The organism is Cohnella thermotolerans DSM 17683, assembly GCF_000429825.1.
Taxonomy (GTDB): Bacteria; Bacillota; Bacilli; order Paenibacillales; family Paenibacillaceae; genus Cohnella; species Cohnella thermotolerans.
The window spans coordinates 51,395-65,921 of the sequence record NZ_KE386959.1 but is presented as its reverse complement, the minus strand read 5'-3'; the positions used below and the strand labels follow the sequence as shown (position 1 = coordinate 65,921).

The 14,527-nt window shown below is 60.0% G+C and carries 10 protein-coding genes; 3 read left to right on the top strand and 7 right to left on the bottom strand.

All coding sequences use genetic code 11. The annotated features are described in order from the left end of the window. Window positions 1–22: 22 nt before the first annotated feature. Window positions 23–1,300 (bottom strand): MFS transporter, encoded by a 1,278-nt coding sequence (locus tag G485_RS0121115; RefSeq protein WP_027094172.1) that lies wholly within the window; start codon window positions 1,298–1,300, stop codon window positions 23–25. Between the two features lie 184 nt (window positions 1,301–1,484). Between G485_RS0121115 and G485_RS27615 the strand changes: the two genes are divergently transcribed. Next, window positions 1,485–2,432, top strand: coding sequence for a LacI family DNA-binding transcriptional regulator (locus G485_RS27615; protein WP_051318458.1), 948 nt, complete (start codon window positions 1,485–1,487; stop codon window positions 2,430–2,432). Between the two features lie 69 nt (window positions 2,433–2,501). On the opposite strand, the gene G485_RS27610 is transcribed toward G485_RS27615, so the two are convergent. From G485_RS27610 to G485_RS0121085, 5 genes are all read right to left on the bottom strand, one after another. Further along, window positions 2,502–4,550, bottom strand: a complete 2,049-nt coding sequence (locus G485_RS27610) for a methyl-accepting chemotaxis protein (protein ID WP_051318457.1) — start codon at window positions 4,548–4,550, stop codon at window positions 2,502–2,504. A 55-nt stretch (window positions 4,551–4,605) separates the two neighbouring features. Further along, entirely contained in the window at window positions 4,606–6,261 is a 1,656-nt protein-coding gene (locus tag G485_RS0121100; protein ID WP_156922535.1) for an alpha-amylase family glycosyl hydrolase, read from the bottom strand. A gap of 10 nt (window positions 6,262–6,271) precedes the next feature. Then, window positions 6,272–7,117 carry a sugar ABC transporter permease gene (locus G485_RS0121095; protein ID WP_035157571.1) on the bottom strand — a complete coding sequence of 282 codons (846 nt, stop codon included), beginning with the start codon at window positions 7,115–7,117 and terminating at the stop codon, window positions 6,272–6,274. After that, a complete protein-coding gene (locus G485_RS0121090) occupies window positions 7,114–8,409 on the bottom strand; it encodes a carbohydrate ABC transporter permease (protein ID WP_027094169.1) in 1,296 nt (431 codons plus the stop codon). Before G485_RS0121090 ends, G485_RS0121095 begins: the two co-directional genes overlap by 4 nt. A gap of 88 nt (window positions 8,410–8,497) precedes the next feature. After that, a complete protein-coding gene (locus G485_RS0121085; RefSeq protein WP_027094168.1) occupies window positions 8,498–9,829 on the bottom strand; it encodes a sugar ABC transporter substrate-binding protein in 1,332 nt (443 codons plus the stop codon). Window positions 9,830–10,285: 456 nt separating this feature from the next. On the opposite strand from G485_RS0121085, the gene G485_RS0121080 reads away from it, so the two are divergent. Together G485_RS0121080 and G485_RS0121075 are read left to right on the top strand one after the other, a co-directional pair. Beyond that, a complete protein-coding gene (locus G485_RS0121080) occupies window positions 10,286–11,317 on the top strand; it encodes a LacI family DNA-binding transcriptional regulator (RefSeq protein ID WP_027094167.1) in 1,032 nt (343 codons plus the stop codon). 5 nt (window positions 11,318–11,322) lie between these two features. Beyond that, the gene (locus G485_RS0121075; RefSeq protein ID WP_035157569.1) at window positions 11,323–13,326 is read left to right on the top strand and encodes a glycoside hydrolase family 15 protein; all 2,004 of its coding nucleotides are present in this window, start codon (window positions 11,323–11,325) and stop codon (window positions 13,324–13,326) included. Here G485_RS0121075 and G485_RS0121070 read toward each other — a convergent pair. Continuing rightward, window positions 13,311–14,132, bottom strand: coding sequence for an alpha/beta hydrolase (locus G485_RS0121070; RefSeq protein ID WP_027094165.1), 822 nt, complete (start codon window positions 14,130–14,132; stop codon window positions 13,311–13,313). The two genes, G485_RS0121075 and G485_RS0121070, sit on opposite strands and share 16 nt — an antisense overlap. Window positions 14,133–14,527: the final 395 nt, after the last annotated feature.

Sequence of the window (14,527 nt, the reverse complement as noted above, 5' to 3'; positions counted from 1 at the left end):
GCGGCCCCTCTCGCAGTCCGGCCTAACGGTAAACGCGGATCGGCTTCAGCAGGAAAGCCGCCGCGATACCCAGCGCGAGCAAGCCCGCACTCTGGGCGGCCAGCACGGTTGAAGCCCCCCACCTGTCCGCCAGCATGGATGCGATCGCCAGGCAGAGCGATGGGGCCATGCTCGTGATCGCGCCCATCGTGCCGTAGATTCTTCCCTGCCACTCGCTGCGGACCTCGGTTTTGAGGATAATCTGGACCATCATGGAGCAAAAGGAGAACAGCAGACCGCCCAGCAGAACGAACGGCAGCGCGGCATGCGGCGAGGAGAGCCCGGAGATCAGGAAATACATCGGTCCCAGCAAGATGAGCCCGATGAAGACGAGACGGCCTCTGCGCCCGAAACGCTGCCCGAAGGCGATAATGATGCCCGCTCCCGCCATGTAGCCCAGTGGAATGCACATCTCGATCAAGCCGAACTCGATCGGATTGGCGTTCCAGCTTTTGACCGCCATGACTTGCACAAGCATGATGGCCGTAAGGAAGAAGGCGGTAAGCACGGGATTGAGAATGACGACCGAGCGAATCAGCGGATCTTTGCGAATGTACGCGAGTCCCCCGCTCCAATCCTGGAGAAAGGAGATTTGCTCGGACGAGTCGCGTCTTGCGGAAGGGAACCTGCCGGCGAGAAGCGTGCAGAAGGCGGAGAGCAGGAACGCAGCCGAAGTCGTCAGGATGGCCGCCAGCCCGCCGAACGAGGCGACGGCGACGCCCGCGAGCGCGAGTCCCGATATGCGGGCGAGGTTATCGGCCAGGTGCATAGCGCTGGACGCTTGCTGGATGCGTCCCTGGCCGGCGAGCGTTGTCGTCGAGGCGTGGAAGGCGGGACTCTGCAGCAAGCCAAGGAACGTCGAAAGCGACACCAAGGCCAGCATTGCGGGAAAAGGAACGCCGAACACGAACAGACAGATGCCGAGCAGTGCAGCGATGAGACATCTGGATACATCCGACAGCAGCATCAGCTTCCTCCGGTCGACCCGATCCGCTGCGGTGCCCGCGAAGGAGCCGAACAGAAAGCTGACGGCCATCGTGCAAATTTGCACGGCCGCCATTCGCTGCGCGCTTCCGGTCGTCTGAAGGACCCATAGGCTGATGGCGATCCCGTTGAAGCTGTCCCCGAAGACGGAAGCCGTATTGCCCGACAACAGCCACATGAACGGCCGGTTGCGCCAAACCGGCACATGCTGCGCTTTTTCCGCGCCGCCGGGATTTAACGGCAGCGGCGGATCTAACGATTGAAGCGGAGCTTCCATCACCAATCGCCTCCTTGTGTCGTTTTGCGGTTTGTTGCAATAACTTAACCGTTTAAGTTATTTTAGTATAGGAAGTCGGCCGCCACCTGTCAATGGCCGATTCTCCATTCATTGACACCCGCTTGAAGCGAGCTTATGATAGGCTTACATTCCGCGGAACCGCAATCGGGAGGAGAACGCCTCCGTGAAGAAAACAACGCTTAAAGACGTGGCAAAAGAAGCGGGCGTCTCCATTGCCACCGCCAGCTACGTCCTCAACAAGGTCGCAAACCAGACGATCCCGGCGGATACGAGGCAGCGCGTGCTCGATGCCGCGGCCAAGCTGGACTATGTGCAGAATTTGACGGCTCGCTCCCTGTCCAGGGGCCGATCCAATCTGCTTGGCGTTCTGCTTGTGGGGGAAGAGACCGACCTGATTTCCAAATATATCAGTTACGGCAAATTCATCGACGAGCTGGAGCGGCTCAGCAACGCCGCCAATTACCATCTCATGGTGGCCCGCATCGATCCGAACCGGCCGAACTTCGCCATCATCGCCGAACGGAAGCTGGACGGCGTCTTCCTGATCGACGCCCGCGAGAGCTCCTTCTATGCCGTATCCTCCAACTTCCCATACGGTTCGCCGCTCATCCTCATCGACGGCATGATCGAAGATCCGCTGTTCCGGCAGCTGACGCCGGACTTCGGCGGGCTGTTCGAACGGGTTCGGCGCAAGCTGGGCAACGACGCGCCGTTCGCCGTCGTGCACGAGAGCTATCACAACGACGCCATCGCGCGCGCCCTTCGCAGCGCCGCAGGGCTTGGCGACGATAGGGCTTGGGCCGCGAACGGAGATGAGGAAGGTTTGCGTAATTTCCTGCGACAGTGCGGAGACTTGCCGATCGTCGTTTTTAACGAATTCCTTGCCCTGCGTCTGACGGGACTCGTGAATGCTTCGCGAATGATCGTCGTCTGCACGTCGGGCTGCCCCGAGTATTTGCCTGCGGACGTCGGGCGAATCGTCCCGAAGACGTCCAAAGCGCAAGCGGCCTTCGCCATGATGACGGCCTTGCTTCAAGCGTCCTGCGACGACCGGCCGGCTGACGGTCTTTTAAGCTTCGCGGAGTACGACGGGTTAATCAACTCTGAATGATCAAAAAAAAGCTTCGCGCCGTATCCGATTCCGGACTGCGGCAACGAAGCTCTTTTTCTTTTGTTGCATTCACCTGCCCTCCTGCGAAGCCCGCTCCTCCTCCGCCAGCGAGAACACGAGCAGCGTCTCCTTCAGGCTCGCGGACAACCGCTCCAAGTCGGCCGCCAGCGAGACCAGCGCTTCGCTCTCGGCCTGCTGCACGCCGGAGATCGAGGCGACCTCCTGCGTGGACGCCGTCGTCTGCTGCACGACGGCGACGACCGCGCCGATCGTGTCGAACAGCGCCTGACGCGATTGCGCAAGCCCGTCGACGGACGCCGCCGTCGCTTGAATGCTGGATGCGAAGCCGTCCATCTGCTCCTTCACCTTGCCGAAGATGACCGAAGCTTCCCGCACGGCCGCCGTTTGCTCCCGGAAGAGCGGAGAAGCGGCGTCCAGCACAGCCCCTGCGTCGCCCACCTCCCGCTGGATGGCGTCCGTAATGCCGGCGACGTGCTGGATCGATTGCTTCGACTGATCGGCCAGCTTGCGGATCTCGTCCGCCACGACCATAAACCCTTTGCCTGCCGCACCGGCCCTGGAAGCTTCGATGGCCGCATTCAGCGACAGGATGTTCGTCTGCTTCGTCATCTGCTCCAGCACCTCGAGAATGCTGCGGATCGAAGCGGCGCTCTGCCTAAGGCCGCCGATCTTGTCGGCCATCGCCCGGGTCATCCGCTCCGTCTCGTCCGTCTTCTCGAGCAGCCTGCGCATATGCTCGGCGCCTTCCTGGCTCGCTTCGCGAACCTGGCCGGCCGCCCGCTCCATGAACGCGTTGGCGCGAGCCACCTCGTCCATGCTCTCGCCGGCGCGCGCCGTCCATTCGCTCCCCTTGTCGGCCTCGACGGCCAGGTTCGCCGCCCCGGCCGCGATCTCTTGCGTCGCGGCGGCAACCTCCTTCGAGGACGAGGAGATGCGCCGGGATGCCCGCGACAATTCCTCGGCCTGCCTCATCACCTCGAGCGCCGACCGGTTCGACTGCTCCACGAGGCCGCGAATCTGATCCATCATCCGGTTGAAGCTTGCCGACAGACGCCCGATCTCGTCCTTGCGTCCCGTCTCCGACTTCACGCGAAGATTCCCCCGGCCTCCTTCTTCCATCAGCAGGCAGAGACGAACGATGGGCCGGGCGATCTGCCGTACCGCCCCGAAGCCGATCAGCAGCGAAGCCAGGACGGCGACGACGGCCACCGCGAGCGTAATGTACAGCAGCTTGTCCGTCTCCTTGACGAACTCCCTTACCGGCGCATATCCGAGCAGCGACCAGCCGGCCGTCTTCAGCTCCGCGTGGACGGCCAGCTGCCTGGTGCCGCTCGCGTCGTTAGCGTAAAACGCGGCTCCCTGGCCTTCCGGCAGCTTGATCGGCGAATCGGCGCCGATGAGGTTTGCATCTGACGTATGTACGAGTTTGCCGTCCGGCGCGACGACAGACAGAACGCCGGTTTGGCCAAGCTTCACGTTCGCCAGAATCGCCGACAGCGCCTTATCCTTGATCTCGAGCATCAGCACGTATTCGGCCTGGCGGTTGTTCAGATTTTTCAGCAGCTTGGCCATCGTCAGCGTCGGCTCGGCGTTGACGCCGAAGAAGCCCCGCTTCTGCGTCGGAAGCCAGACGACTTGCCCGTCCTGCTTCACGATCCCGTCCAATCCGGCGCGGATTCCGTCGTCCGAACGCAGCGCCGGGACGCCGGCGGAATGATACGACTCCGTATCGATGCCGCTCTTCGCGACGAGCCGCGCCCCGATCAGCCGGGAATCGGAGGCGACGATCGAGTCCAGCCTGCGGACGATCCGCTGCGAGATCTGGTTTTTGTCGAATTCGCTTAGTCCCGGCTTCGTGAGCTGTTCCAGATCGGCCTTCAATTCCTGATTGACCGACCACTGGCGGGCCGTCGCTTCGTATTGGGCGAACAGGAAGTCCAGCTTGTCCGCCGCCTGCACGATCGTCTGGTTCGACGCGGCGGACACCTGGCTCATGATCAGCCCTTTGGACACCCGGTAAGAGACGAGCCCCAGCGCCAGGGACAGAGCGACTGCGGTCAGAAAAATCGTAATGAAAAGCTTTTTGCCGACGGACATAAGACCCCTCCTGGTTATGCGCTTTCGGATCGCTTCCCACCCACTCGGTTTCTCTCTATTTCAGTACGACCGTTCCGTAAGCCGGGATCGTCAGGTTGTCGTCCTCGTAGAAGCTGCCGTCGACGGTCGCGAACAGCATGCCGGAGAAGGAAGCCGCCGATCGGTCGTCCACCTTGACCGTCACCGTCTGTCCGCTCAGGTTGTGCGCCACGTACAGCCGTTCCGTCTTCGTCATCCGCACGTAGGCGGCCACTTTCGGCTCCGCCATCGGAACGTCTTCCAATCCGCCGTCCCGCAGCGCCGGTTCCCGCTTGCGCAGCTCGATCAGCTTACGGTAATGGTTGAACAGCGAGCCGGGATCGTCCATCTGCGCTTCGACCGAGACGCCGCGCTCCCGGTTGGAGACAAGGGGCTCCCAGCTCGTCTCGCCTTCCCGTCCGCCCGCCGACGTCCAGAGCATCGGCTCACGCTTCCGCTCGTCGGCGCCCGAACCTTGCATGCCGATCTCGTCCCCGTAATAGAGGAACGGATTGCCCGGCAGCGTCAGCAGAATCGAAGCGGCCAGCTTCGCTTCTTCCACGTTCCCCCGGGTCAGGCTCATGATCCGGTCCCGATCGTGATTGTCCACGAACGGCGCGTCCACGAACCGGCCGTCCGACTCCTTCGCGAACAACGCGTAATAACGGGGCAGCATGCCCGGCATGCTCGAAGCCCGGCCCGATACGACGGCGCTGCGGATCCAGTCCGACACGTCGAAGTTGAACGACGAATCGAAGGCCTTGTTCAAATAAGGCGCGACCGCCGCCGAACTGGACCACACCTCCCCGACGAGGTAAGCGTCCGGGTTCGCTTCGTTCAGGCCTTGGCGGAACTCCTGCCACCAGGCCTGATTCTTCTTCGCCGCTTCCAAGTCTCCCGCCTGCGACTTGAAGTCCTCGTAGACGTGCTTGGCGGCGTCGAGACGGAAGCCGTCGACTCCCTGGCCGAGCCAGAACCGGCCGATCTTCACCATCTCCCGGCGGACCTCGGGATTGTCGAAGTTCAGGTCGGGCATGCCGTCCCAGAATGTCGCTTCGTAATGGCTGCCGTTCTTCTCGTGCCAGGCCGGGCCCCCTTGGGCGCTGGCCGCGGCGGTGGACAAACCTTGGTCCTCCGCCCAGAGATACCAATCCCGGTACTTGCTGTCCTTCCCCTTGGCCGAATCGACGAACCACGGATGCTCGGAGCTCGTATGATTGACGACCAGGTCCATAATGACCTTCATGCCCCGTTTATGCGCTTCTGCCAGCAAAGCCTTGAAGTCGTCCATCGTGCCGAAATCCGGATTGATGCCGTAATAATCGGTCACATCGTAGCCGTGATAGCTGGGGGAAGGGTTGATCGGCGTCAGCCAGATCCCTTCGACTCCGAGCTTCTGCAAATAATCGAGCTTCCCAGCGATCCCGTTCAAATCTCCGATGCCGTCTCCGTCGGAATCGGCGAACGAGCGGACGAAAATCTCGTAATAGACGGCGGAGGGCTGCTCATCGACCTCGACCGCCTCCGCGGCCGCCCCCGGCGAAGACGAGGACGACTCGGCGCTCTCCGCTCCGGCCGCGCTAGAAGAAGGAACCGGACGATTCGCATCCGGTTCCTTGTCTGCGCATCCCGCCAATACGGTTCCCGTCAGCAGCGCGGCCGCCAACGCTCCCCATGCGCGCTTTTTCATCATAAGGGCTCGATCATCCTTTGCTGGCGCCGGCGGTCAATCCCTCGACGAGGAATCGTTGCAAATACATGAACAGCAACGTGATCGGCACGGCGATCAGGACCGATGCGGCGGCGAATACCGTGAAGTTCTGATTTTGGTTGCTGAACACCTGGTCGTACAGACCGACGGCGACTGTCCACTTGTCGCGGCTGCGAAGCACGAAGCTGGCGAAAATGTAGTCGATCCAGGGGCCGACGAACTGCGTCAGCGCCACGTAAGTCAGCATCGGCTTGGACAGAGGAAGCATGATGCGCGTGAACACCTTCATGTTCGAGGCGCCGTCGATCCGCGCGGCTTCGTCCAGGCTTCTCGGCACCGTATCGAAGAAGCCCTTGGCGATGAACGTTCCCATCAGCGGCGCTCCGAACGAATAGACGAGAATAAGTGCGTATGAAGAATCGAGCAAGTTCAACTGCTTCAGCAGAATATAGAGAGCGATCATGCTCAGGAAGCCCGGGAACATGCTCAGAATGAGAATGACGGACAGGTACGTCTTGCGCCCCTTGAACCGGAACCGGGACAGCGCGTAGCCGGTCAGAAGGACGAGCGCCGTCGCGAAAATCATCGAGAATACGGCGATTCTCAGCGTGTTCATGTACCAGTGGCCGAACAGGAAGCTCTTCGACGTGAACAGCTCGTGATAGTGGTCGAGCGTGAATTTCTTCGGTACGAAGTCCCGGCTGTATAAGGACTTGCCCGGCCGCAGCGAGGCGAAGAATACCCACAGCGCCGGATACAGGCTAAGAATCGACGCGACGATCAGGAAAATGTAGCTGGAGACCACCCGAATGTTCCGGCCCATTCTGCGTCCAATCATTGGATCATGTCCTCCTCTTTGAACGAACGCGTTCTGCTGTAATTCCAGAGCGAGAACCCGGCGATCAGAATGAAGATAATCAGGCCGAGCGTCGAAGCCATGTTGAAGCGCTCTTGGCTGAGCGTCAGCTTATACAGCCATGTCACGAGCAGGTCGGTCGCGCCCGCGTATTGATAGTCGCCGACGACCGGGCTTCCGCTCGTCAGCAGATAAATCGCGTTGAAGTTGTTGATGTTGCCCGCGAACTGCGTAATGAGAATCGGCGCGGTCGAGAACAGCACCATCGGCAGCGTAATGATGCGGAACCGCTGCAGAATCGAGGCGCCGTCCACCTCCGCCGCTTCGTACAGGTCGCGCGGAATCGAGGTCAGGACGCCCATGATCAGGATCATCGACACCGGGATGCCGACCCACATGTTCGTGATAATAACGGTCGCCCGCGCCCACATCGGGTCGGACAGCCAGGGGATGCGATCGAAGCCGAGCGCCATCAGATACTGGTTGATCGGACCGAACTGGCCGTTGAACAGGTTGCGCATGACCAGCAGGGAGATCAGCTGCGGAATCGCGTAGGGAATGATCAGAATCGTTCTCCACATGCCCTTCAGCCGGATTTCCTTCTGCTGAATGATCATGGCGACCAGGAAACCGCCGAAATACGTAGTGACGGTGGAGAGAATCGCCCAGACGATTGTCCAGATGAGGACGCCGTAGAACGTATGGCTCCAGCTCTTCAGCGTCAGGAGCTGCTTGAACGTATCGAATCCGACCCAATCCACCAGCTTGGCCGGCGGAATATGATCGGGCGAAGAATAGTTGGTGAAGGCGATCATCATGCCGAAGACGATCGGCATAATCGTCAGGAACAGAATGCCGACGGAGGGCAGAATGAGAAAGACCTCGGCGAATTTCTTGCTCGATATATACTGAAGGGACTCGCGGAAATTGTTGGCTTTCTTCCCTTGCTCCCACCTTTTCCCGGTCAAATAAGCGTCCCTAATGTTCATAACATAGGCGATCAGACACAGCACAAGGAAAATCAGCGTGATAAGTCCTTCGATCATGAGGAAAATGGAATGGTCGTACTTGGCGACTCCGGGCTGCCTGGGCGTATCCCCGAGCGTTACCAGCCCCCACATGGCATGACCCAATCGGGTGGAGAAATAAGTTACGGCGACGATCTCGAACGCCAGAAAAAGAATTCCTTTCACAAACTGCCGGTTATAGATCTGACCGAGTCCCAAGGACAGCGCCGATAGCACGGCGGCAACGGAAGCTTTCTTCTGCGGCATGGTCTCCCCTGTCTCCCTTCGCGTAAAACGGAGGAATCACCCGCCGCTCCAGCGAGCAGCGGGTGACGGCTCCTTGCAAATTCACTGCTTATTTCGCCGTTCCGTTGTTCAGATCTTTGATTTGCTGCGCGGCTGCGTCCAGAGCGGCCTTCGGATCTTTGCCGTTGTCCCAGATCTCGGTCAGAGCGGCGCCGGCCGGAGACCAGGCGTTGTTCATTTCCGGAATGGAAGGCATCGGCTGCGAGTTGTTGAACTGGGTAACGAAGGCGCTGATAACCGGATCGTCCTTCACTTGCGGATCGTTCTGAGCTTCCTTGTTCGTCGGCACAGAGCCGACCAGCTTGTTCAGCTTCAGTTGAGCGTCCTTCGTCGAAGCGAAGCGTGCGAATAGCTTGGCCGCGTTCGGATATTTCGTGTACGAGCTGACATACCAGGCTTTGACGCCGGAGAAGGAGACGGACGGCTTGTCGCCGAAAGACGGAAGCGGAGCGACGCCCAGGTTGTCGCCCAGAGCGGCCTTGTAGCCTGCGAGCTCCCAAGGACCGTTGATGTCCATGGCGATGTCGCCGGCGGTGAATTGCCCGCGCTTGATGTCCGGCGTGATGTCGGCCGCTTTGACCGGCAGCACTTCCTTCAGGCTCTTGTACACCGTCATCGATTGAACGGCGCCGTCGTTGTTGATGCCGATATCGTTCTTGTCCGTGCCGTTGCTGCCGTACAGGTAGCCGCCGGTGGAGGCGATAAACGGATAGTTGAAGTAGAAGTTGCCGACTTCCCATTCGATGCCGAACTTGTTCTTCTTGGCGTCCGTCAGCGTTTTGCTGATCGCCAGCACATCGTCCCAAGTCTTGGGAGCTTCCTTCACCAGGGACTTATTGTAATAAAGCGCATAGGTTTCCGCGGCGCGCGGATAGCCGTAAATTTTGCCGTTGTAGGTGACGCCTGTGATGGCGCTGTCCGAGTTCTCTTGCTTGGTCACGTCGCCGAACACGTCGTTCTCGAGCACCAGGTTGCCCGTGACGGCGCGGCCCAGATGGTCGTGAGGGAAAATGACGACGTCGGCGCCCAGGTCGGAAGGTCCGTCCGTGGAGAGGCGGGTTACCTGATCGGTCGGCGCCACTTCGGCGATCTCGACGGGAACGCCGTACTTCTCCGTAAATTCCGCTGCGATCTCGTCGGTGAAGACCCGTTCGTCCTTGCTCTCCCAGACGAGCAGCTTGGCGCCTTCCTCCGGCTTCAGTTCGCCGGTCGCGGCCGAACCGGACGCGGATGCGGACGGCGATGCGCTGGAAGCGGAAGGCGAGACGCCGGATGCGGACGGCGACGCGTTGCCGGAATTGTTGCCCCCGCCGCAAGCCGCGAGAGACACGGCCATCAACGATAATGCGGAGACCATCGATAGCGTTTTGTTGAGTTTCACTTTGTTTTCCCCTCTCTTTTAGTGGCGAATCGGCCAGACGTTGTTGCGCAAACGTTTGAATCGCGAATGCAAATCAAGGTTTGAAATGATTCCATATCCGATCAAAATATGGATTTCAGTCGGAAGAATCGCTTTCAAACGTATGGAAGCGCTTCACGCCTCGCCTTTATACTATACAACTTTTCGAGGGGATTGCAAAAACGTTTGCACAAACAAATCCGGAAAGCAGCTAGACTTTATCTTCGAATTTCTTCTGATTTCTCGATTTTTCTAATGGATTCATCGGATGGGTCTTTTCTTTCCTTCTATTATAAATAGCCTGATCTGCACAATCGGAACGTGCAAGCGCGGTGCTTTTACCGCCAAAAGCACCCGTTTACAACGCCTTATTGTTCATGTAACATTAAGCTAAGAGCAAGCGCAGTTCAAACGGTTGCATAACCTGCGGAGGTCACAATGGCTGTCACGATCAAAGATGTCGCCAAGAAAGCGGGCGTTTCCCCTTCCACCGTATCCCGCGTGCTGTCCAACCATCCCCGAATCAGCAGGGAGACGGCCCGGAAAGTGAAAGAGGTCATGGACGAGATGGGTTATCACTCGAATATTATGGCCCGCAGTCTGGTATCCAATAAGACGTATACGCTTGGCATGGTTCTTCCCCGTCCGGCCGAGGAGCTGTTCCAGAACCACTTCTTCGCGGAGAACATCCGCGGGATTACGACGCAAGCTTCCCGCAACGGCTACGATGTGCTGATGACGGCAGGACATTCCGAACAGGGCGAGCTCGAAGCCGTTACCCGGCTCGTCAAGGGCCGGCGGGTCGACGGGATCATTCTGCTGCAATCGAGGCGCAACGATCCGATCATTCGCTTTCTCAAATCGGAAGCGTTTCCGTTTATTCTGATCGGCCACTACGCCGACGACGACGACATTCTGTGCGTGGACAACGACAACGTGCAGGCTTCGTTCGACGCGACGCAGCATCTGATCTCGCAAGGCCACGAGCGCATCGGCTTCGTCAGCGGACCGCCGAATTTGACCGTCTCGCAGGATCGGCTGGAAGGGTACAAGCGGGCGATGGAGGAAAACGGGCTGCGCATGCTGCCGGAGTGGATCGTGGAAGGCGAGTTTTTGCAGGAGAGCGGTTACCGGGCCATGTCGTTCTTCATGAACTTGCCCGAACGTCCGACCGCGCTCGTCGTCGTCGACGATCTGGTCACGTTCGGCGTGCTGCGCGGGCTGACCGAGCTCGGCTTCCGGGTCCCGGACGATCTGAGCCTCGTCAGCTTCAACAACATCGCATTGGCCGAACTGTCGTCCCCTCCGCTCAGCAGCATCGACATCGGCATTTATCAGCTGGGCTATATGGCCTCGCAGTTATTGATCCGGTACATTCAGGGAGACAAGCCGCAGCAGATGCGCGTCATCGTGCCCCACCGGCTGATCGTCCGCGAATCATCTCTCAAAACAATTCCTAAATGGAGCTGAACCCTATGACCCCCAACCTGGACAAAAAGCCTTATCTTATCGACGCCGTCATCGGCAATTCCCGGTTTCTGGCGTCGCTCCTCAAGACCGGAAGACTCGTGCGCTTCTGGTGGCCGCATGTCGACTTCCCGCAGCATGCGGACACGATCCGCAGCGGCATCCGCATGGCCGGAACGGACGCGCGCACGACCTGGTTCGACTCGGCCGAAGACGGCTGGAGCCATGAGTCCGGTTACGTGCCTCGCACGAACATTTATGCGGTTCGCGCTTCCTCGCCCCGGTACCCGCTCGAAGTCCGTTCCGAGCTGTACGCGGTTCCCGGCGAAGACGTCCTCGTTTTCGATTATCGGTTGACCAACACGGGCGCCGATCCGGTCTCGTTTTCTTTTTACTTCTATTCGTCCATCGCCGCGACCGAGAGCCCGTTCTATCATACGACGCAATTCCATCCGCAAGCCGATGCGCTCGTTCATTACCGCCACCGCTATTATTTTTCGGTCTCGAGTGCAAACGTATGCACTAGATACCAGGCCTGTCACGCCTGGGAAGCGGCCAACAGCGGCGAGCTGAACGGCGACAATGTGCAGATGGCATCCGACGGCGCGCTGGAATGGGCGTTCCGGGACGTCGCTCCCGGACAGACCGTCAACCTGACCGTCTATTTGGCCGCCGGCGATCGGCTGGAACCGTCTTTGGCCGCACTGGAGAAGGCCAAAGCGAGCGGAGCCGCCGCCTTGCGCGAACGCACCGCCCGTTACTGGCATGCGTTCGTCGATTCCGCGTCGCCTTGCCCGATCGGCCGGGAAGACGTCCGCGAGCTGTACGAACGCTCCGTCCTGACGATGAAGCTGATGTCCGACGAGCAGACCGGCAGCATTATCGCCGCTCCGGAATTCGACGAACATTTCTCGCGCTGCGGAGGCTACGCCTACTGTTGGGGCCGGGACGCCGCTTTCATTACGACCGCCCTCGACAAAGCGGGCCTGATGGAGCTGTCCACCCGCTTCTACGAATGGACGTTGACCGCGCAGGACGCGGACGGAGCCTGGCAGCAGCGCCACTACCACGACGGTTCTCTCGCTCCGAACTGGGGGCTGCAGATCGACGAAGGCTCTTCGATCCTCTGGGGGATGCATCAGCACTACCTGGCGCTTCCGGAAAGCGAGCGCGAATCGTTCCTCCGGCTCGTATGGGACGCGGTGCTTAGGGGCGCCGAATTCCTGGTCCGCTCGATCGACCCGGACAACGGCCTTCCCGCGGCGAGCCGCGATCTGTGGGAAGAGCGCGAAGGCCAGCATACGTATTCCTCCGCCGCCGTCTTCGCCGGTCTCAAGGCCGCCGCTTCCTTCGCCGCGCTTCGCGGCGAGACGGAGCTCGCCGCGAAGTGGAACGGCGTCGCCGATACGATCGCCCGGCAAATTACTTCGCTCTGCTGGAACGAGGAGAAGGGCGCCTTCTACCGCGGCGTCACGCTGACCGTCAATAAAAGCGAATACGAGCAAGCCGCTCAAGCCGGCCTGCCCGTATCCAGCATCGTGGATGCCAAAGGATATTCCCGCTATCGCCTGGCCTACGACCCGATCGTCGACGTCAGCCTGCTCGGCGTCTCCGTACCGTTCGCCGTCGTGCCTCCGGAGCACTCGCAAGCCGTCCGGACGGCCGATGCGGTCGAGAAGGAGCTGACCGTCGCGGGGGTCGGGGGAATCAAACGTTACGAGAACGACTCGTACATCGGAGGCAATCCGTGGATTCTGACCACGCTGTGGCTGGCCCAATACCGCGCCTGCAGCGGCCGCGTCGACGAAGCCCGGAAGCTTCTCGATTGGGCGGTCCGGCATCGCACCTACGCCGGTCTGCTGCCCGAGCAAGTCGACCGCCATACCGGCGAGACCGCATGGGTCGTACCGCTCACATGGTCGCACGCCATGTTTATCCTGACCGTCCATCTGATCGCCGAAGCTTCCGCAGCCGACGCATCAGCGTCGCAAGCCGCTCAGATGCTCCAGTGATACCATTCCTGCTGCCGCTGTTCATAGCCGTTCAGCCAATCGGCTGTCGCTTTGAACAGCTCTTTTTTATGCTCGCCGCGCGAATAAGTGTGATCCGCCTGGAAAATGATCACCTTCTCGCAGCGCCCTTCGCCCCTTAGCCAGAACGTTTTTTCCAGCAAAAAGGTGTAGTCGACCGGGATCGTCTCGTCCCCCGTTCCATGCACGAGGAGCACGTCTCCCGAAAACTTCTGCGTCTCCTGGAACGGCTGGTGGCGCAAAAGCGCGTCGAAAAAGTTCGGCGTAAGCGAGTAGCCCAAGTAATCGGCCGCCCCTTTCGTCACCGCCTCGTCGTACGTCTTCCGTCCCACAATCCGCATGATGTCGTTGAACGGATAACCGACCGGCGACCAGAGCACGAGCGATTTGACCCGCCGGTCGCGGACCGCGGTCAGCAGCGCGACGGCGGCCCCCAGGCTGTGGCCCAGCAGCGTGACCCGGCACGGATCGACGATATCCAGCCCCAGCGCGTAGTCGAGCACCGTCCGCGTCTGCTCGATCATCGAATCCAGCCCGTGATCCCCGTAATTGCCTTCGCTCTCGCCGCAGCCCGCGTAGTCGAACCGAAGAACGAGGTGGCCTTGCTGCGCCAACTCTCTCGCCGCCAGGACGAACAGCCGGTCCACGCCGATCCGGGTGCCGGCGAAGCCATGGTTGATGATGACGAGCGGCAGCTTCCGGTCACCCCGCTCTCCCGCCTGCTGCGGATAGTGAATAGTCGCGGCTAGCGCCAGTCCTTCGTAACGTATCGTCAGCGAGTGTACCATCCTGAGTCCTCCTCAAATTCCGGTAATTCCGATTATTTTAGTATGTATTAAATCCTATCACCCGGAGACGTACCTGTCAATACGGTTCGCCCAAGAGAGAACTCCGTCGCTCATCGCCTCGCACGCCCATGCTCATGAGCGGCTCGGTTCATGGGTATCCTAACCAAAGAAGCGCTATCGAATTCGATCATCCCAAAGGAAAGGAGCTCCTTCGATGGAAGCGTTCGTCTCCTGGGTTTCGCACCATGTGTTGACGTCGATTCTGATTATCGGCACCATTTTCGCGATCGTCTACGTCATTAGGAACCGCAAGGCTTTGTTCTGGAAGGAATGAAGGGGCGCATCCCCCCGGGGACCGGGCTCTCAACGGACAAACCGTCCGCTGATCGCTCCTT